Annotated in this window: 19 protein-coding genes; 3 read left to right on the top strand and 16 right to left on the bottom strand. The window is 69.8% G+C overall.

All coding sequences use genetic code 11. The features are described 5' to 3' along the window. The first annotated feature begins 2 nt into the window (after nt 1-2). Nucleotides 3-686: a TetR/AcrR family transcriptional regulator gene (locus HQ306_RS10680; protein WP_222631017.1), complete on the top strand. Its 684-nt coding sequence runs from the start codon at nt 3-5 to the stop codon at nt 684-686. Here the strand turns inward: HQ306_RS10680 and HQ306_RS10675 are convergent. From HQ306_RS10675 to HQ306_RS10665, 3 genes are read right to left on the bottom strand one after another with little or no spacing between them, the layout of a single operon-like run. Next, a complete protein-coding gene (locus HQ306_RS10675) occupies nt 676-1,302 on the bottom strand; it encodes a hypothetical protein (protein ID WP_222631015.1) in 627 nt (208 codons plus the stop codon). The two genes, HQ306_RS10680 and HQ306_RS10675, sit on opposite strands and share 11 nt — an antisense overlap. Nucleotides 1,303-1,304: 2 nt before the next feature. Then, nucleotides 1,305-2,594, bottom strand: coding sequence for a histidine--tRNA ligase (hisS, locus tag HQ306_RS10670; protein WP_222631013.1), 1,290 nt, complete (start codon nt 2,592-2,594; stop codon nt 1,305-1,307). Continuing rightward, the gene (locus tag HQ306_RS10665; protein ID WP_027505234.1) at nt 2,591-3,259 is read right to left on the bottom strand and encodes an MBL fold metallo-hydrolase; all 669 of its coding nucleotides are present in this window, start codon (nt 3,257-3,259) and stop codon (nt 2,591-2,593) included. The genes hisS and HQ306_RS10665 overlap by 4 nt, the downstream gene beginning before the upstream one ends. 191 nt (nt 3,260-3,450) lie before the next feature. Here HQ306_RS10665 and HQ306_RS10660 point away from each other — a divergent pair, with 191 nt between their 5' ends. Further along, nucleotides 3,451-4,323 (top strand): peptidylprolyl isomerase, encoded by an 873-nt coding sequence (locus tag HQ306_RS10660; RefSeq protein ID WP_027505233.1) that lies wholly within the window; start codon nt 3,451-3,453, stop codon nt 4,321-4,323. A gap of 98 nt (nt 4,324-4,421) precedes the next feature. Here HQ306_RS10660 and HQ306_RS10655 read toward each other — a convergent pair whose 3' ends face one another. The 12 genes from HQ306_RS10655 to HQ306_RS10600 all read right to left on the bottom strand — a co-directional run bounded on the left by HQ306_RS10655 (nt 4,422) and on the right by HQ306_RS10600 (nt 17,625). Further along, nucleotides 4,422-6,923, bottom strand: a complete 2,502-nt coding sequence (locus HQ306_RS10655) for a bifunctional (p)ppGpp synthetase/guanosine-3',5'-bis(diphosphate) 3'-pyrophosphohydrolase (RefSeq protein WP_261769381.1) — start codon at nt 6,921-6,923, stop codon at nt 4,422-4,424. A gap of 95 nt (nt 6,924-7,018) precedes the next feature. Beyond that, the gene (locus HQ306_RS10650) at nt 7,019-7,579 is read right to left on the bottom strand and encodes an adenine phosphoribosyltransferase (RefSeq protein ID WP_222631012.1); all 561 of its coding nucleotides are present in this window, start codon (nt 7,577-7,579) and stop codon (nt 7,019-7,021) included. After that, on the bottom strand, nt 7,576-9,297 hold the full coding sequence (locus HQ306_RS10645) for an ABC transporter substrate-binding protein (RefSeq protein WP_222631010.1): 1,722 nt from the start codon (nt 9,295-9,297) through the stop codon (nt 7,576-7,578). Before HQ306_RS10645 ends, HQ306_RS10650 begins: the two co-directional genes overlap by 4 nt. 1 nt (nt 9,298) lies before the next feature. Further along, complete coding sequence (gene secF, locus HQ306_RS10640; protein ID WP_222631008.1) at nt 9,299-10,507, bottom strand: protein translocase subunit SecF; 1,209 nt, start codon at nt 10,505-10,507, stop codon at nt 9,299-9,301. 3 nt (nt 10,508-10,510) lie between these two features. Next, on the bottom strand, nt 10,511-12,274 hold the full coding sequence (secD, locus tag HQ306_RS10635; RefSeq protein WP_222631007.1) for a protein translocase subunit SecD: 1,764 nt from the start codon (nt 12,272-12,274) through the stop codon (nt 10,511-10,513). Between the two features lie 182 nt (nt 12,275-12,456). After that, on the bottom strand, nt 12,457-12,861 hold the full coding sequence (gene yajC / locus HQ306_RS10630; RefSeq protein ID WP_222631004.1) for a preprotein translocase subunit YajC: 405 nt from the start codon (nt 12,859-12,861) through the stop codon (nt 12,457-12,459). A 113-nt stretch (nt 12,862-12,974) separates the two neighbouring features. Next, nucleotides 12,975-14,012 carry a Holliday junction branch migration DNA helicase RuvB gene (ruvB, locus tag HQ306_RS10625; RefSeq protein WP_056445240.1) on the bottom strand — a complete coding sequence of 346 codons (1,038 nt, stop codon included), beginning with the start codon at nt 14,010-14,012 and terminating at the stop codon, nt 12,975-12,977. 41 nt (nt 14,013-14,053) lie between these two features. Further along, nucleotides 14,054-14,656: a Holliday junction branch migration protein RuvA gene (gene ruvA, locus HQ306_RS10620; RefSeq protein WP_027505227.1), complete on the bottom strand. Its 603-nt coding sequence runs from the start codon at nt 14,654-14,656 to the stop codon at nt 14,054-14,056. Then, on the bottom strand, nt 14,653-15,249 hold the full coding sequence (ruvC, locus tag HQ306_RS10615; RefSeq protein WP_027505226.1) for a crossover junction endodeoxyribonuclease RuvC: 597 nt from the start codon (nt 15,247-15,249) through the stop codon (nt 14,653-14,655). Before ruvC ends, ruvA begins: the two co-directional genes overlap by 4 nt. Before the next feature lie 107 nt (nt 15,250-15,356). Continuing rightward, nucleotides 15,357-16,112 (bottom strand): YebC/PmpR family DNA-binding transcriptional regulator, encoded by a 756-nt coding sequence (locus HQ306_RS10610; protein WP_027505225.1) that lies wholly within the window; start codon nt 16,110-16,112, stop codon nt 15,357-15,359. A gap of 41 nt (nt 16,113-16,153) precedes the next feature. Next, nucleotides 16,154-16,777 carry a pyridoxal 5'-phosphate synthase glutaminase subunit PdxT gene (pdxT, locus tag HQ306_RS10605; protein ID WP_027505224.1) on the bottom strand — a complete coding sequence of 208 codons (624 nt, stop codon included), beginning with the start codon at nt 16,775-16,777 and terminating at the stop codon, nt 16,154-16,156. Beyond that, nucleotides 16,774-17,625 (bottom strand): acyl-CoA thioesterase II, encoded by an 852-nt coding sequence (locus tag HQ306_RS10600; protein ID WP_027505223.1) that lies wholly within the window; start codon nt 17,623-17,625, stop codon nt 16,774-16,776. The genes pdxT and HQ306_RS10600 overlap by 4 nt, the downstream gene beginning before the upstream one ends. 135 nt (nt 17,626-17,760) lie before the next feature. Here HQ306_RS10600 and HQ306_RS10595 point away from each other — a divergent pair, with 135 nt between their 5' ends. Then, nucleotides 17,761-18,372: a hypothetical protein gene (locus tag HQ306_RS10595; protein ID WP_197027759.1), complete on the top strand. Its 612-nt coding sequence runs from the start codon at nt 17,761-17,763 to the stop codon at nt 18,370-18,372. Nucleotides 18,373-18,403: 31 nt separating this feature from the next. Here the strand turns inward: HQ306_RS10595 and pdxS are convergent, their stop codons facing one another. Continuing rightward, nucleotides 18,404-19,339 carry a pyridoxal 5'-phosphate synthase lyase subunit PdxS gene (gene pdxS, locus HQ306_RS10590; protein ID WP_051613209.1) on the bottom strand — a complete coding sequence of 312 codons (936 nt, stop codon included), beginning with the start codon at nt 19,337-19,339 and terminating at the stop codon, nt 18,404-18,406. Between the last annotated feature and the right edge of the window lie 3 nt (nt 19,340-19,342).

The following is a 19,342-nucleotide window of genomic DNA, read 5'->3' as shown; positions in this document are numbered from 1 at the left end:
CGATGACCACCACCGGTGCCGGGCGTCCCCGGCTCACCACCCGTAAGCGACCGGGAGCCACGGCGCGGGAGGAGATCCTCGACGCGGCGGCGGAGTTGTTCACGACGCGGGGTGTCACCAGCACCTCCACCCGCATGATCGCCGACGCGGTCGGGGTCCGGCAGGCGTCGCTGTATCACCACTTCGCCACCAAGGACGACATGCTCGCGGCGCTGCTGGTGGGGACCGTCGACGCACCCCTGGCCTGTGCGCAGGCGCTGCGTGACGCCGCGGCCGACGCCCCGAGCGCGCTGTATGCCCTGGTGTGGTTCGACGCGGACCAGCTCATGACCTCGCGATGGAACCTCGGCGCCCTGTACCTCGTCCCCGAACTGCGCAGCGCACGGTTCGAACAGTTCCGCACTCGTCGCTCCGACCTCATGGCGCTCTACGCCTCGCTGTCGCGGGACGCTCTCGTCGACATCGGCACGCTGGTGGTCTCCGAGGAACTCACACCCCTCCCGTTCCGCATCGTCGAATCGGTGATCAGCGCCCGGTCCGATGCGGAATCGACGCGGCACTCCCTCGCGACGCCCGACACGATCGCCGACGCCGCGGTGCGCGTGCTGGGGTGGACGGGCTCGACGGCGTCGCTGCGTGACACGGCCACGACACTGCTCGACGCCGCTCGGCCGATCAGTCGGTGAGAGCCGCGACCTCGGCGTCGGTGAGCACGGTCGCCGGGGCTCGCCCGGACGTGCGGACCACGTCGATCGCCCGATAGAGCGGGCGCTCCGACAGCCCGGCCTCGCGGGCCTCGGCGTGAAGCTGGGTCACCAGTACCGACGACAGCGCCAGAGCCGACGCGAGCGGGGAGGAGGCCAGTCCGTCCGCCACCGCGCGCAGCGCGATCGGCTGCAGTTCGCGACCGCCGTCGGTCGTGTACATCGCCACGCCGACCGTGACGTCGCCGGACGAGTCGCCGACACGGATCAGCACCTGGCTGACGCGCGCGACCCGCACGAGGACCTCGACCTTCGTCGCGTCCGACAGGTTGACCCGTCGCACGCGGAACGACCCGCGCCGGCTCACCACACCGTGATCGATCCACACGCGTCTGCGGCCGCCCGACACGACGGCGAACCCTGCAGTGGCGACGAGCGCAGCTCCCAGAGCGACACCGACGTACGGCGAGATCAACAGTCCGGCGACGACACCGAGCACGGCACCGACCACGGCGAACACCGCACCGGCGACGCGGAGCCGCGGAACGATGAGCTCCGGCGGCACCAGATCGAGCGCCACCAGCCCTCTGTCGGCCATGGTCAGATCACTGGCGACAGCGTGGCACGCACGCGAGCGGTGGCCTCGGACAGCGGGATCGACGACTGCTCGCCGGTCGCCAGGTCCTTGAGGCCGATCTCTCCGGCCTCGAGATCGCGATCACCGAGCACCAGCGCGAGGCGGGCACCGGAACGGTCGGCACCCTTCATGGCGCCCTTCATTCCGCGGTCGCCGTAGGAGAGGTCCACGCGGACGCCGGCGGCCCGAAGTTCCCGGGCGATCACCGCGAGACGCAGCTTGGCCTCCGGACCCATGGGCACGCCGTACACCTCGCACCGGGCCGTCGACGCGGGCGCGACGCCCTCGGCCGCGAGAGCGAGCACCGTGCGGTCCACGCCGAGACCGAAACCGATGCCCGACAGGGGCTGCCCGCCGAGCTGCGCCATGAGGCCGTCGTACCGTCCACCGCCGCCGATGCCGGACTGCGCACCGAGACCGTCGTGGACGAACTCGAAGGTGGTCTTCGTGTAGTAGTCGAGACCGCGCACCATGCGCGGATTGACCACGTACGGCACGCCCATCGCGTCGAGATGGGCACGCACGGTGTCGAAGTGGACGCGAGCCGACTCCGACAGGTGGTCCATCATCAACGGTGCGTCGGCCGTCATCTCACGGACGTGCGGTCGCTTGTCGTCCAGGACGCGGAGCGGATTGATCTCGGCGCGGCGACGCGTGTCCTCGTCCAGCTCGAGACCGAACAGAAAGTCCTGCAACAGCTCGCGGTACTGCGGGCGGCAGGTCTCGTCGCCGAGCGAGGTGAGCTCGAGCCGGAAACCGGTGAGACCGACGCTCCGGAAGCCACTGTCGGCCACGGCGATGACCTCGGCGTCGAGCGCAGGATCGTCGACCCCGATGGCCTCGACGCCGACCTGCTGCAGCTGCCGGTACCGACCGGCCTGGGGGCGCTCGTAGCGGAAGAACGGGCCGGAGTAGCTGACCTTCACCGGGAGCGCTCCGCGGTCGAGACTGTGCTCGATGACCGCGCGCATCACGCCGGCGGTGCCCTCGGGTCGCAGCGTGACACTGCGGTCACCCTTGTCGGCGAAGGTGTACATCTCCTTGCTCACCACGTCGGTGGACTCACCCACGCCGCGTGCGAACAGCGCCGTGTCCTCGAAGATGGGGAGCTCGATGTGGCCGTAGCCCGCGGCCCGGGCAGCGGCGGTGAGACCGTCGCGCACGGTCACGAAGGTCGCGGAGTCGGGTGGCAGGTAGTCCGGGACGCCCTTGGGGGCGGCGAACGGCTGGATGCGCTGTGTGTCGCCGGTCATCGCACACCACCGAGTCCCACGAGGAACGGGTTGCTGCCGCGTTCCGCGCCGATGGTGGTGGACTCGCCGTGTCCGGGCAACACGGCGGTCTCGTCGTCGAGGCACAGCAGGTGCTCGGCGATCGAGGCGAGCAACTGCTCGTGATCGCCGCCGGGCAGATCGGAGCGGCCGATCGATCCCGCGAAGAGCGTGTCCCCCGAGAAGATCACCTGCTGCTCGCCCCCGTCGAGACGGAAGACGACGGAGCCACGGGTGTGACCGGGCGTGTGCGCGACGGTGACACCGAGTCCGGCCACGTCGAGAACGTCGCCGTGCGCCAGTTCCACCACCGTCGCGGGCTCCTCGAAGGTGGAGTGCGCGATCAGCGGCGCCAGGACCGGGCCGATACCGGACGCCGGATCGGTGAGCATGTGGCGGTCGTCGGGATGGACGTACAGGGGAATGTCGAAGCGCGCGCACACCGGCGTCGCGTCCCACATGTGATCGAGGTGGCCGTGCGTGAGGAGCACTGCGATGGGCGTCAGGCCCGCGTCGTCGAGGAACGAGTAGAGCGGCGCCGCGGCGTCCTGGCCGGGATCGACGACGATGCAGTCCGTCCCCTCGTCCCGACTGACGACGTAGCAGTTCGTCTGGAACATGCCGGCGGGGAATCCGGTGACACGCACAGTGAAGGACTCCTCATGCTTTGCGGTGCAGCGATCCGCGATCGGACGAATGCCACCAGCGTAGGCGGTGCGACCGGGCGCCCCGGAACGTGGGGCAGGCACCTCGGCCGTCCACCGGGTCAGGTGCCTCTCAGGGAAGCCTGGCACACTTCTGCTGCTCACCCGCTCCAGCGAGAAGAGGAACGCCAACCGTGCCGACGAACGAACAACGACGTGACGCTGCCAAGCGCAAGCTCGAACGCCAGCTCGAGAACCGTGCCGCTCGGGCGCGACGACGCAAGCAGGCGACCATCGCCGCCGCCGTCATCGGACTGGTCGTCGTCATCGGCGGCGTCGCTGTCGCCATCGGTGTGACACGCGGCGACGACGACACCGCCGTCGAGGCCTCCGATTCCCCCACCAGCGAGAACGCGACCCCGGAGGGCATGCTGCCCGCCGGCCGCTCGGAACCGCTGCCCGAGACCGTGAGCTGCTCCTACCCTGCGGGCGGCACTGCCGCGAAGCCGGCGAACGCTCCGCAGACCGAGAACGTGCCCACCACGGACGACAACGTCAGCGTCAGCATGGACACCTCGCAGGGCCCGATCGGCCTGTCTCTCGACGCCACGAAGGCGCCCTGCACCGTGAACAGCTTCGCCTCGCTGGCCGGGCAGAACTATTACGACGCCACTCCCTGCCACCGTCTGACCACGGCCGACAGCCTGAAGGTCCTGCAGTGCGGTGACCCGACCGGCGCCGGAACGGGCGGCCCGGGCTACCAGTACGCCAACGAGTTCCCCACGGACCAGTACGCCGACGATCCGGCCGCGTTGCAGTCGCCCGTCCTGTACCCCCGCGGAACCATCGCGATGGCGAACGCCGGCGCCGACACCAACGGCAGCCAGTTCTTCCTCGTGTTCGGCGATTCGCAGCTGCCCCCGAACTACACGGTGTTCGGCACGATCGACGAGACCGGCCTCGCGACGCTCGACAAGATCGCCGCAGCGGGCGTCGAGGGTGGCGCGCAGGACGGTGCGCCGGCTCTCGCGACCACCCTGAACACGGTGCGGCTCGACCTGGCCTGACGGCTCACCCCGCACACTCCCGCGAGTACGCCGACAGTGTTGCGATTCCGGACGGGATCACGACACGTCGGACGTACTCGCCGGGGGTGTGTCGAGCTCTAGGCCGCCGAGGTCAGGCGGTACACGTCGTACACGCCCTCGACGTTGCGCACCACGTTGAGCACGTGGCCCAGATGCTTGGGATCACCCATCTCGAAGGTGAACTTCGAGATGGCGACCCGATCGCCCGAGGTGGTCACCGACGCCGACAGGATGTTGACCTTCTCGTCGGCCAGCGCCTTCGTGACGTCGGAGAGCAGACGGTGGCGATCGAGTGCCTCGATCTGGATCGCGACGAGGAACACCGACGACGGCGACGGGGCCCACTCGACCTCGATCAGCCGCTCCGACTGCGTCTGCAGCGACCCGGCGTTGGTGCAATCGGTGCGGTGCACGCTCACCGAGCCACCGCGGGTGACGAAGCCCATGATGTCGTCTCCCGGCACCGGGGTGCAGCATTTCGCCAGCTTGGCGACGACGCCGTCCGCACCCGACACCATGACCCCTGCGTCGCCGACGCGGCGCGGACGGGTGGGAATGGTGGACGGGGTGGACCGCTCGGCCAGTTCCTCCTCGACATCGCCGACACCGCCGAGGTGAGCGACGAGACGCTGCACGACGTGCTGCGCCGAGACGTGGTTCTCCCCCACCGCGGTGTAGAGAGCCGAGACGTCGACATACCGCAGCTCGTGCGCGATGGCCGACATGGACTCGCCGTTCATCAAGCGCTGCAACGGAAGTCCTCCGCGCCGCACCTCCTTGGCGATGGCGTCCTTGCCGGCCTCGAGCGCTTCCTCGCGACGTTCCTTGGCGAACCACTGGCGGATCTTGGTCTTCGCACGCGGCGACGCGACGAAGGTGGCCCAGTCGCGGCTCGGTCCGGCCGTCGGGGCCTTCGAGGTGAAGACCTCGACCACCTCGCCGTTGTCGAGCTGACGCTCCAGTGCGACGAGGCGCCCGTTGACGCGGGCACCGATGCACCGGTGCCCCACCTCGGTGTGCACGGCGTAGGCGAAGTCCACGGGACACGATCCGGCGGGCAGGGTCACCACGTCGCCCTTGGGGGTGAAGACGAAGATCTCCTTGACCGCGAGGTCGTACCGCAGCGACTCGAGGAACTCCCCCGGGTCCGCGGCCTCCCGCTGCCAGTCGAGCAGCTGGCGCATCCACGCCATGTCGTCGAGCTCGGTCGCGTCACCGGAGTGACGGCCCTTCGTCTCCTTGTATCGCCAGTGCGCGGCGATGCCGAACTCGGCGGTGCGATGCATGTCGCGGGTGCGGATCTGCACCTCGAGAGGCTTACCCTCGGGACCGACGACCGTGGTGTGCAGCGACTGGTAGACCCCGTAGCGCGGCTGCGCGATGTAGTCCTTGAACCGTCCGGCCATCGGCTGCCACAGCGAGTGGACCACGCCGACGGCGGCGTAGCAGTCCCGGATCTCGTCGCACAGGATGCGCACGCCGACCAGATCGTGGATGTCGTCGAAGTCGCGGCCCTTGACGATCATCTTCTGGTAGATCGACCAGTAGTGCTTGGGCCGACCCTCGACCACGGCACTGATGCGGGAGGCCGACAGGGTCGCGTTGATCTCGGCGCGCACCTTGGCGAGATAGGTGTCGCGTGACGGGGCCCGGTCGGCGACGAGGCGCACGATCTCGTCGTACTTCTTGGGGTGCAGGATCGCGAACGCGAGGTCCTCGAGCTCCCACTTGACCGTCGCCATGCCGAGGCGGTGCGCGAGCGGTGCGATGACCTCGAGGGTCTCCTTCGCCTTGCGCGCCTGCTTCTCCGGCGGCAGGAAGCGCATCGTGCGCATGTTGTGCAGCCGGTCGGCCACCTTGATGACCAGCACCCGCGGATCCCGCGCCATCGCGATGATCATCTTGCGGATGGTCTCGCCCTCGGCGGCGGTGCCGAGCGCGACCTTGTCGAGCTTCGTCACGCCGTCGACGAGATGGGCGACCTCGTCGCCGAACTCGGTGCGCAGCTGGTCCAGCGAGTAGCCGGTGTCCTCGACGGTGTCGTGCAGCAGCGCCGCGACGAGCGTCGTGGTGTCCATTCCCAGCTCGGCCAGGATGTTGGCGACCGCGAGCGGGTGCGTGATGTACGGGTCACCCGACTTGCGCATCTGCGAGGCGTGCCGCTCGTCGGCCACGTCGTACGCGCGTTGCAGCAGACCGAGATCCGCCTTCGGGTACATCGACCGGTGGGTGCCGGCCAACGGCTCGAGCACCGGCTTGACCGCGGTGTTGCGCTGCGCGGTGATGCGGCGGGCCAGCCGCGCACGAACGCGCCGGGACGCGGACGACGGCGCAGTGGGGGTGGCGGAGGAGGGTGCCGGATCGGGCACGGGCTCCGCGGCGGGTGCGACCGGCTCCGGTGTCAGGGCATCGGTGCGCGCTGTCGGATCGGCAGGCTCCACCCTGGAGGGCACGGGCTCCGTCGCGGCCTCGTCAGCAGCAGCGTCGGCAGGCAGGACGGCGTCGGACGGCAGGGACTCCCCCGCGGCAGGCGGCACTGCTGCGGACTCCTCGGCGGTACGACCGATGTATCGCGTCATGATCGACACCTCCTCAGCTGCTCGAGAGACCCGACTCTATCCGCCGTCACCGGAGCGCACAGCGCACGCCCTCACATCTTCTCGAGGTCGGATGCTCAGACGACGCCCAGTGTCGTGAGCGGTCCATGCTTCCAACGCTCGCGGCCGCCCAGAACTTCCACCTCGAGAACGACGGCGGCACCCACCACGATGGCTCCGCACCGCGTCAACAGTTCGGCGGCGGCCTCGAGTGTGCCGCCGGTCGCGAGCACGTCGTCGACGACGAGTACGCGGCGCCCCTCGAGCGCGATGCCCTCGGCGGAGATCTCGAGCTCCGCCGTGCCGTACTCGAGTTCGTACGACTGCCGGTGCACCGGCGGGGGCAACTTCCCCGCCTTGCGGACGGCGATCACGCCGGTGTTCAACGCCAGCGCGACGCCGGCACCGAGCAGGAAGCCGCGCGCGTCGATACCGGCCACGACGTCCGCGTCACGGCCCGCCTCGGCGAGCGAGTCCACCACGGTGCGCAGCCCCTCCGCGTCGGCGAACACGGGCGTGAGGTCGGCGAAGCGCACTCCCGGCGTGGGGAAGTCGTCGGCCCAGCGCGTCAACCGGGCGACGACGTCCGAGCGACCGGGTGCGCTCGTGGTGGGGCTGCTCGATCCGGGTGTACTCATCCGACGAGTATCCACTTGTCCATGTTCCAGCCCGCACCCGCGACCGTCGGGTTCGACTCCACACCACGCATTCCGGACGCCACCGCGGTGACGCGCGGCGCGTTGTAGAGCGGGAGGGTGGGCATGTCGGTCCACAGGATGTTCTCCGCCTCGACCGCCGCGGAGAGCACGGTGGCGTCGGACTGGTCGACGGCCAGGCGATCGATCAGCTCGTCGAGACGCCCGTTGGCGTAGCCGCCGACGTTGACGCCCTGTCCGCCGCGCAGGGCGAAGCGCCCGGGATCGGCGGAGGACGTGCCCGACGCACCCGCCTGTCCGGCGGTGGAGGCCAGGACGGCGTCCACTTCCCCGGCGCGCAGAGCGAGCGGCGAGAAGGTCGGCGACGACGCGTCCACGATCTCGATGCCGAGAGGTGCGCAGGACGATGCGATGGCGGCGACGACGGCCGCGCGGCGCTCGTCGGGCCCCAGGTAGCCCACGCGGACGACGGGGTCGGTCAGACCCGCTTCGGCGAGACCCGCGGTCACCCCGGCGACGTCCGCGGTGCGGTACCGCTCCGCCGCGGTGGCCGCCACCGAGCGGTAGGGCAGCGTCGCGGGAAGGGTGGTCCGGCTGTCGACGATGCCGGACCCGCGGCCGGTCGCCGCCTCGTATCCGGGGTGGCCGTGCTGCGCGTACAGCTCGCCGCGGGGAACGCACGCAGCGAAGGCGCGGCGTGCGGCCGGGTCGACGAAGACACCGGACGTGGCCATGATCAACTGCTCGACGCCGAAGGACGGCTGAGCCGTCGACGTGAAGCCGTCGGGAGTCGCCGTGCCGCCGTCGGCGTCGACGACCTCGATGTCGCCCGATGCCGCCTTGGCCGCGATGTCGGCGCCCTTGGGCCACACGACGACACGATCCGTGGCGGCGGGAACACCCCACCACCGTTCGTTGGGAACGAGCGCGAGACCGTTCTCGACCGAGTAGGACTCGATGCGGAAGGGCCCGGACGACACGAAGACCGCCGGGTCGACGGTTCCGACGTCCTCCCCCTCTGCCGGGGTGAGGTTCCATCCGGTGTTCCAGACGTCCGCGACGCGCCGCAGTGCGTCCTGGTCACCGCCGGCGAGGGTGCTCACCACGTCCGGCACGCCGGCGATGCGGGCCGCGACGTGTGCGGGCATCATCGTCCCGGCGCCGAAGAGGGACTGCCACTCGACGTACCCGCGTCCCGAGCGGAACGTCACGGTCGCGACCTTGTCCGCGGGAGCGCAGTCGATGCGTTCGATGTCGGTGTAACCGGCGGTGGACGCGGCGTCGAAGAGCGGCGCTCCGTCCGCGGCTGTCCGGCCGCTGCGTGCGGCCCACGCCAGCACGAGGTCGTCGCACGTCATCGGCACACCGTCGGACCACACGGCGGGCGCGGCGAGCGTGTAGGTGACCACCTGCTGCTCGCCGGGTACCTCCACGGCCGTCCCGATGTCGGTGTCGCTCACGGCACCGCCGCTCGGGGCGGTGAGCGCGAATCCGGGCAGCACTCGCGAGAAGGCCTGCGGCGCAGCCGAGACCGATCCGGCGACGGTTCCGCCGTTGTAGGTGGTGACGGTGTTGTCGACGGCGTAGCCGATGGACGGGATGCGGGTGTCCTCGTCGCCGCACGCCACGAGTGTCGTGGCCGTGATCGCGGCGAGCGCCGCGACGGCGACGCCTGTCCTGACCCCTGACGACGCACGCATGTCAGCTCCTCCGCTTGCCGCGCTTACCCGTCGGGCGTGCGCCTGCGCGGGGCGCCGCGGCCGCAGCGCGTGCGGTCTTGGCCGGAGCACCCGTTGCCGTTGCCGTGGCGGTCGCCGTGCCCGTGGCGCCGGCCGGAACCGCGCTCTCGGCGCGCGGACGCGTGGTGCCCTCGCGCTTCGCGAGCACCTTCTTCGTGTGCGCCGCGACCGGGCCCCACCGTTCCTTCAGCGTGACCACCAGCGGGGTCGCGAAGAAGATCGACGAGTAGGCGCCGATGACGATGCCGACGAGCTGGACCAGTGCGAGATCCTTCAGCGTCCCCACACCCAGCAACCAGACCGCGATGACGATGAGGGCGATGACGGGGAGCACGCTGATGACGGTGGTGTTGATCGAGCGCATCAGCGTCTGGTTCACCGCGAGGTTGGCCTGCTCGGCATAGGTGCGCCTGTTGAGGTGCAGGATGCCGCGGGTGTTCTCCTCGACCTTGTCGAACACCACCACCGAGTCGTACAGCGAGAAGCCCAGAATGGTCAGCAGTCCGATGACGGTCGCCGGAGTGACCTCGAACCCGACCAGCGAGTAGACACCCGCCGTGACGAGGATGTCGAAGAACAGGGCCGCGATACCGGCGAGCGCCATGTCCCGCTCGTACCGGACGGCGATGTAGATGCTGACGATCACCAGGAACACCACGAGCGCGATCAGCGCCTTGTCGGTGATCTGGGAACCCCAGGTCTCACTGACGTCGGTGAAGGAGACCGCATCGCGCGTGGTCTCACCCTCCGCGTTGGCGGGCTGGAACGCGTCGAACAGGGCCGTCTGCAGCGCGGACGCCTGCCCCTGGTCCAGCGACTCGGAGCGGATCTGCACGGTGGCGCCGGATCCGGTGCCCACGGTCTGGACGGCGACGGCGTCCTGACCGAGGGTGTCGGTGTAGATCTCCTCGACCTGCGCGGTGTCGACGCCCTGCGGAGCCGGGAACTGCACGCGCGTGCCGCCCTCGAAATCGATGCCGAGCGTGAAGCCGCGGACCGCGATCGACAGCAACGACACGAGCACGAAGGCCGCGGTGACGCCGTACCAGAGGCGACGGCGTCCGATGATGTCGAACGCGCCGGTGCCCGTGTAGAGCCGCGACAGGAGTCCGCGACCGGCCTCGGGTGCGTCGGGAACGGTGTCCTCGGTGGTGGTGGTCGTCTCGGCCACGGGTCAGGCCTCCTTGCTCGGGCCGGCTGCCGCGGTAGCAGCATCGCGGGTGGTCTTGGCGGCGGCAGCGCGTTTGCGCGCGCGGGCGATCTCCTGGACCGCACCGAGACCGTTGATCGACGGCTTGGACCAGAACTCGGACCGCGAGGCGAGATTGACCAGTGGCCACGTCACGAGGATCACGATGACGATGTCCAGCAGGGTCGACAGGCCGAGCGTGAACGCGAAGCCGCGCACCTGACCGACGGCGAGCACGTACAGCACCGCCGCCGCGATGAAGCTCACCGCGTTGCCGGACAGGATGGTGCGCCGCGCACGGGCCCAACCACGCGGAACCGCCGAGCGGAAGCTGCGGCCCTCGCGTATCTCGTCCTTGATGCGCTCGAAGAACACCACGAACGAGTCGGCGGTCATACCGATACCGATGATCAGACCGGCGATGCCGGCGAGATCGAGCGTGAACGAGATCCATCGACCGAGCAGGACGAGGATCCCGTAGATGGCGACCAGCGACAGCACCAGCGACAGCGCTGTGAGGATGCCGAGCATGCGGTAGTAGAGGAGGCAGTAGATGAGGACGAACACGAGGCCGATGGCGCCGGCGATCAGGCCTGCCTCGAGCGACGCGAGTCCCAGCGTCGCCGACACTGTCTCCGCCTCGGAGGCGGCGAAGGACAACGGCAACGATCCGTACTTCAGCGTGTTGGCGAGCTCGCGGGCACTGTCAGCGGTGAAATTGCCGGTGATCTGCGTGGCGCTGCCCGCGGGGGTCGCGCCCTGGATGACCGGTGCGCTGACGACCTTGGAGTCGAGGGTGAACGCGGCCTGCTTGCCGATGTTCGCCGACGTGAACTGAGCCCAGGTGTTGCCACCCTCGGTGGTGAAGCTGAGGGAGACGACGTTGCGGGACTGCTGGGTGTCGAACTGCGAGCTGGCGTCGGCGATCTGCTGTCCGTCGATGATCGACGGCTCGAGGATGTAGACCGCGGTGCCGTCCGTGGAGCAGGCGACGAGCGGCAGGGCCGGATCGTCGTTGCCCTGCAGGGGGTCGGGCGCGGAGCAGTCGATCGTGGCCATGGCCTGCTGCTGCACTGTCGGGTCGGTGCTCTGCCGCTGCGCCTTCGCCTCGGCGATCGCGTCGGCGGTCTCGTCCGCCGACGACGCGGGCGGGGCGGCACCGGGCTCGGAGGCGGAGGTGTCGGACGGCGCGGGTGTCTCGGACGGAGCAGATGTCTCGGACGGGGCGGGGGTGTCCGTGGGGTCCTGCGCCGGGAAGGGCCGGTTCTGCGGTGCCGGTGTCGCGGGAGCCGTGGTGGCCGCAGGATCGGCCGCGGCGGGATCGGCGGCCGGATCGGTCGCCGCGGGAGCGGGAGTGCCCGCCGGAGTGGGGGCCTGGGACGTCAGCACCGGGCGGATGTACAGCCGGGCCGTCTGACCGAGTGTGCGGGCCTGCGAGCTGTCGTCGCCGGGAACCGTGATGACCAGGTTCTGACCGTCGACGACCACCTCGGAGCCGGAGACACCGAGACCGTTGACGCGGGTCTCGATGATCTGCTGCGCCTGACGCAGGCTCTCCTGGCTCGGGGCGCTGCCGTCGGGCGTGCGCGCGGTGAGCGTGACGCGTGTTCCACCCTGCAGGTCGATGCCCAGCTTGGGAGTCGGGGACTTGTCACCGGTGAAAAAGACCAGGACGTACACGAGGGCGATGAAGACGCCGAACACGGCGAGATACCGCACCGGATACGAGGATCCGCTGGATGGGGCCACGGTGAGTGCTTCTCCTGAGTGAGACGGACCGGCTGGAGGAGACGGACCTGCTGCTGGTCGGACGGGGGTGGAGCGCGGCGGCGGCGGGCGTCACGGACGGCCGGAGCCTGACCGACCGTACCCTCTCCACAACGACGCACCGCCCCCGAGGACGACCTCGGGGGCGGTGTATCCGCTTTGTCTCACTCCTTGGTGAGTCGTGCCTGCGATCGGCCGTCGTCCGCGCCGCCGAGGCCGTTCTCCAGGCTGTCGACGCGCGATCCGGCGTCGCTGTGGTCCTCGAAGTCGCTGGTCGGACCGGAGTTCTCCGCACCTGACTCGTCCAGCTCGTCCTCGTCGGGCAGCACGTCGCGCACGACGGCACGCGACCAGGTGGTGATGATGCCGGGAGCGATCTCCAGGTCGACGGTGGTCTCGGTGAGTCCGTCGACGAGACCGTGCAGACCGGACGTGGTCAGGACGCGATCACCGATGGACAGCGCTTCCTGCAGCTCGACCGTCTTGGCCACCTCACGCTTCTGGCGGCGGATGCCGAGAAACATGGGCACGAGCAGGGCGAGAACGAGAAGCGGAAACAGCAGTTCCATCAGAAACGTCAATCCTTAGATCTTGGGACTCGGAACCTTCAGTGTGCCACGTTCGGTCGGGCGATCGGGCGTGTCGACCGCCCGAAACGCCGGAATCGTCCGGATCCACCGGCTCAGGTCTCGTCGAAGAGCGTGCGTTGCGGCTCGTTCGTCCGCACCGAGATGCCGCCGACCGCGAGATCCGGCGGGGGTGTGAGACCCATCCGTTCCCACGCGGCGGCCGTGGCCACCCGACCGCGCGGCGTCCGCGCGATCATGCCCGCGCGGACGAGGTAGGGCTCGCACACCTCCTCCACGGTGGCCGGTTCCTCCCCGACCGCGACCGCGAGCGTCGAGACCCCCACGGGCCCGCCGCCGAAGCTGCGGACGAGTGCGCCGAGCACGGCCCGGTCGAGGCGATCGAGGCCGAGCTCGTCCACGTCGTAGACCTCGAGCGCCGCCCGGGCGACCTCGAGTGTCACGCGGCCGTCGGCACGCACCTCGGCGTAGTCCCGCACCCGGCGCAGCAGGCGGTTGGCGATGCGGGGTGTGCCGCGCGATCGTCCCGCGATCTCCGCGGCGGCATCCGCCTCGATGCGCACTCCGAGGATTCCCGCCGACCGCGTCAGGATGCGCTGCAGTTCGCGGGGGTCGTAGAAGTCCATGTGCGCGGTGAAGCCGAAGCGGTCGCGCAGCGGGCCGGTGAGGGCGCCGGACCGGGTGGTGGCACCGACGAGCGTGAACGGTGCGACGTCGAGCGGAATCGAGGTGGCGCCCGGCCCCTTACCGACGACCACGTCGACGCGGAAGTCTTCCATCGCCAGGTACAGCATCTCCTCGGCCGGCCGCGCGATGCGGTGTATCTCGTCGATGAACAGCACGTCACCCTCGACGAGGTTGCTCAGCATCGCCGCGAGGTCTCCCGCTCGTTCGAGGGCCGGCCCGGACGTCAGGCGCAGCGCCGAGTTCAGCTCCCCCGCGATGATCATCGCCATGCTGGTCTTGCCGAGTCCGGGCGGACCGGACAGCAGGATGTGGTCCGGTGTTCCGCCGCGTTGCGTCGCGCCCTGCAGGACGAGCTGCAGTTGCTCCCGCACGCGGGGCTGACCGATGAAGTCGTCGAGCGACTTCGGCCGCAGACTCGCATCGAGATCGCCGTCGTCCGGCACCATCTCGGCGGTGACCAGTGAGTCGTCCGTGCCGTCCGGGTCCGTCACCGCGACCTGCCCAGGCTCACCAGGGCCGAGCGCAGAGCCTGCGCCGTTCCGACGGCGGGGTCGTCTGCCAGCACGGCATCGACGGCGGGCTCGGCCTGCTTGGCCGGGAACCCGAGGCCGAGCAGCGCCTCGACCACCTGATCACGCACCGGGCCCGACGAGTGGCCGGGTGCGGCGACACCGGCCGGACCGGACACCACCGCGTCCACCTTGTCGCGCAGTTCGACCACGAGACGCTCGGCACCGCGCTTGCCGATACCCGGTACCCGCATCAGGGCCGTGACGTTGCCGTCGGTCAGCGCGGTGCGCAGCGCATCGGGTTCGAGCACCGCGAGCACGGCCATGGCGAGCCGGGGACCGACGCCGGACACCGTCTGGAGCAGGCCGAAGAGATCGCGCGACGTGGCGTCCGCGAAGCCGTACAGCGTCATGGAGTCCTCGCGCACGATCATCGAGATGACCAGGCGCGCCTCGGTTCCGCGAGAGAGCCCGGCCAACGTCGCCGGCGTCGCGTTGACGCGGTAGCCGATGCCCGCCGCTTCCACCACCGCGTGGTCGAGGGCGATCTCGAGCACCTCGCCCCGTACCGAGCTGATCATCGCGGCTGCGCTCCCGTCCTCGCGGCGGCCCGCACGGCCGCGCGCTGCTGCTTCAGTTTCTTCTCGTACGCGGCCTTCGCCGCGGCTGCCTGCGCCTCGGCGGCGGCCATCCGCGCCATCATGGGTGCCCGCCAGCAGTGACAGATCGCCAGGGCGAGAGCATCGGCGGCGTCGGCGGGGCGGGGGGCCTGCTGCATGCCGAGAATGCGGGTCACCATGGCCGTCACCTGAGCCTTGTCCGCGGTGCCGTTCCCGGTGACAGCGGCCTTGACCTCGGACGGCGTGTGGAAGGCGACCGGGATACCGCGCCGGGCGGCCGCGAGGGCGATCACTCCCCCAGCCTGCGCGGTACCCATCGCGGTGCGCACGTTGTTCTGGGAGAACACCCGCTCGACGGCGACCACCGTGGGCCGGTGGGTGTCCAGCCAGTACTCGGCGGACTCGGCGATGAGGAGAAGTCGCTGCGCCAACTCCATGTCGGCCGGCGTCCGCACCACGTCGACGTCGAGCGCCGTGACCGCTCTGCCTGCGCCGGACTCGACCAGGCTCAGTCCACACCGGGTCAGCCCGGGGTCGACTCCCATGACACGCAACGCCCACTCCCTCACCGGATTCGGCCGCTCCGGACCTTCGAACACGTAGAACTGTTGTTCGATACCTTAGCGGCGAGTGGGTGACGAGTGTGGGCGGCGCGCTGGAGTCAGTCCTCGTCGAGCTGCGCGAGCACCTCGTCGGACAGATCGACGTTGGACCACACGTTCTGCACGTCGTCGCTGTCCTCGAGCGCGTCGATCAGCTTGAACACCTTGCGCGCTCCGTCGACGTCGACGGGCACACTGACGGACGGCTGGAAGCTGGCCTCGGCGGAGTCGTAGTCGATGCCCGCCTCCTGCAGCGCGGTGCGCACGGCGACGAGGTCGGTCGGCTCCGAGACCACCTCGAAGGTGTCCCCGTTGTCGTTGACCTCCTCGGCGCCGGCGTCGAGCACGGCCATGAGGACGTCGTCCTCGGACTGGCCGTTCTTCTCCAGCGTGACGACGCCCTTGCGCGAAAACAGGTAGGACACGGAACCCGGGTCGGCCATGTTGCCGCCGTTGCGAGTCATCGCGACGCGGACCTCGCCGGCCGCGCGGTTGCGGTTGTCGGTGAGGCACTCGATCAGGACGGCGACACCGTTGGGCCCGTAGCCCTCGTACATGATGGTCTGCCAGTCGGCGCCGCCCGCTTCCTCACCGGCGCCGCGCTTGCGCGCACGCTCGATGTTGTCGTTGGGGACCGAGGTCTTCTTCGCCTTCTGGATGGCGTCGTACAACGTGGGGTTACCGACGGGGTCACCACCACCCGTGCGCGCGGCGACCTCGATGTTCTTCACCAACTTGGCGAAGGACTTCGATCGGCGGGCGTCGACGACAGCCTTCTTGTGCTTCGTGGTCGCCCATTTGGAGTGGCCGCTCATCGGCAATAGCCCCTTTCGTACCGGCAGAGAACGTGCCCATCTTACGCGGGCGTGGACGAGGTCCTTCGCTCCCGCACCATGTCGGCGAACAGGGCGTGGACCCTGCGGTCCCCCGTGACCTCGGGATGGAACGACGTCGCGAGCACGTCGCCCTGCCGCACGGCGACGACGCGGCCCGCCGCGGGACCCTCCGGGACGGTGGCCAACACCTCGACTCCGTCGCCGACCCGCTCGACCCACGGCGCCCGGATGAACACGGCACGCATCGGCTCGCCGCCCACCCGAGCGACGTCGAGGTCGGTCTCGAAGGAGTCGACCTGACGACCGAAGGCGTTGCGCCGCACCGTGATGTCGAGGCCGTCGAGATGCACGGCATCCGGGGTGGTGTCCAGGATGTCGGAGGCCAGCAGGATCATGCCGGCGCAGGACCCGTAGGCGGGCATACCGGCGGCGAGGCGCTCGCGGAGCGGATCGAGGAGATCGAAGATCCGCAGCAGCTTCCCCATCGTGGTCGACTCGCCGCCGGGCAGCACCAGACCGTCGACGGCGTCGAGTTCCTCGGGACGGCGCACCGTCACCGCGCTCGCACCGGCGGCAGTGAGCGCCTCGAGATGCTCTCGCACGTCACCCTGCAGCGCGAGCACCCCGATGGTCGGAGCTGTCACCGTGACGTCTCGAGGCCCGGCGTGTGCTGCGCCGAGCGGTCGTAGCGCATCAGACCCTCCTGCGTGACGGCCGCGACCATCCGGCCCTGACGGTCGTAGATCCGTCCCTGGGTCAACGCGCGGCCGAGGCCGGCGGAGGGCGACGTCTGGTCGTACAGCAACCACTCGTCCGCACGGAACGGGCGCAGGAACCACAACGCGTGATCGAGCGACGCGGTCTGCGTGGCGACGTCCTCGTGTGGGACCTTCGCCGAACCCAGCAGCGTCATGTCCGACATGTACGCCAGAGCGCACACGTGGAAGACCTGGTCGTCCGGCAGCGGATCGCGGTAACGGATCCACACCTGTTGCTGCGCAGCAAGACTGGAGCTCCGGGTGATGCGGTCCTGCGGGACGAGCCGCACGTCCCACCGGTTCCACTCCTTGTAGAACATCTTCTGCCGCAACGCCTCGTCCTCGGCGACGTCGGGGAGGTCTTCCGGACCCACCACTGCCGGCATCCGGTCCTGATGCTCGATGCCCTCGTCCTCCACGTGGAACGACGCCGACATCGTGAAGATCGCCTTGCCGTCCTGGATGCCCGTGACCCGACGCGTGGCGAACGACCGACCGTCGCGGATGCGGTCGACCGTGAAGACGGTGGGCTCGTTCGGGTTTCCGGGGCGCAGAAAGTATCCGTGCAGCGAGTGCACGCGGAACGCGGGATCCACCGTCTTCGCCGCAGACACCAACGACTGCCCGGCGACCTGGCCGCCGAACGTGCGCTGCAGCTGACTCGGGACGGAACTCCCGCGATAGATGTCGTTCTCGATGCGCTCGAGCTCGAGGATCTCTTCGATTCCGGCCATGATCACCCTTTCCGGTCGGGACAGACGGGACCTGCCCCGCGAGTACGGCAGAAGTGTCGCAGAATCGGGCCCCGGAACGACACTTCGGCCGTACTCGCAGGGGGCGGAGGCGGCACGTCGGGCAGGATCGAGGCCGTGCCCCGCTTCTCCCCCACTACTCCCGACGCGGTGGTGGACCACGTCGTGGACCGCATCGACGCCGTCGACGGACGGTGTGTCGTGGCCGTCGACGGTGCGGACGCCGCCGATCCGGTGGCCTTCGCTCAGCGCGTCGTGGCCCGGCTCCGCGCGGACGGCCGCGCCGCCGATCTCGTCTCCCTGCACGACTGGGTGCGGCCCGCGTCGCTGCGACTCGAGTACGGGCACGAGGACGAACTCTCCTACCGCACCCTGTGGTTCGACTACGACGCACTGACGCGCGAGGTGATCACGGCGGTGCGCACGCGCGATCAGTGGTTGCCCGCGCTGTGGGACGAGCGGTCCGATCGCTCCGCTCGCGCTCGGCCGCGAACGGCGGCGCAGAATCAGGTGGTGGTCGTCGCGGGCCCCATGCTGCTGGGGCGTGGCCTCGATCTCGACGTCACGGTGGCGCTGACGCTCACCGAGCGCACCGCGTCGCGCCTCACCCCGGAGGACGAGCGCTGGACGGTGCCTGCCCTGACGGCGCACGCGGAGCACGGCGAACGGGCGGACGTCGAGGTGCGGATGGACCACCCCGACCGCCCGGCCCTGCTCGTCGAGCGCTGACCACCCCCCGCAGACCGGAGGTGGTGTCAGATCACCAGCCGCGCTCGGCGAGGCGGTGCGGCTGCGGGATCTCGTCGACGTTGATGCCGACCATGGCCTCGCCCAGGCCGCGGGAGACCTTGGCCAGCACGTCCGGGTCGTCGAAGAAGGTGGTCGCCTTGACGATGGCGGCGGCGCGCTGCTCGGGGTTGCCGGACTTGAAGATGCCGGACCCGACGAAGACACCCTCGGCACCGAGCTGCATCATCATCGCGGCGTCCGCCGGGGTGGCGATGCCACCGGCGGTGAACAGGGTGACGGGGAGCTTGCCCGCGCGGGCGACCTCGACGACGAGATCGTAGGGAGCCTGCAGCTCCTTCGCGGCGACGTACAGCTCGTCCTCGGGCAGCGACGTCAGGTGGCGGATCTGGTCACGCAGGGTGCGCATGTGCGTGGTCGCGTTGGACACGTCACCGGTGCCGGCCTCGCCCTTCGAGCGGATCATGGCCGCGCCCTCGGTGATCCGGCGCAGCGCCTCGCCGAGGTTGGTCGCACCACAGACGAAGGGAACCGTGAACTTCCACTTGTCGATGTGGTTCGCGTAGTCGGCGGGGGTCAGCACCTCGGACTCGTCGACGTAGTCGACGCCGAGGCTCTGCAGGATCTGTGCCTCGACGAAGTGGCCGATGCGTGCCTTCGCCATGACGGGGATGCTGACCGAGGAGATGATGCTGTCGATCATGTCGGGATCGCTCATCCGCGAGACGCCGCCCTGTGCGCGGATGTCCGCGGGCACCCGCTCGAGAGCCATGACGGCGACGGCGCCGGACTGCTCGGCGATCTTCGCCTGCTCGGCGGTGACCACGTCCATGATGACGCCACCCTTGAGCATCTCTGCCATACCGCGCTTGACGCGGGCGGTTCCGGTGGACGGAGTGGCGTCCTGCTCGGACGGGAGGGTGGTGGTCACGGTGATCTCCTCAGGCATGCG

The organism is Rhodococcus sp. BP-160, from assembly GCF_019836205.1.
Lineage (GTDB): Bacteria > Actinomycetota > Actinomycetes > Mycobacteriales > Mycobacteriaceae > Rhodococcoides.
Note: the sequence above shows the minus strand (reverse complement) of the source record. Positions and strands in the feature narration are given on the sequence as shown.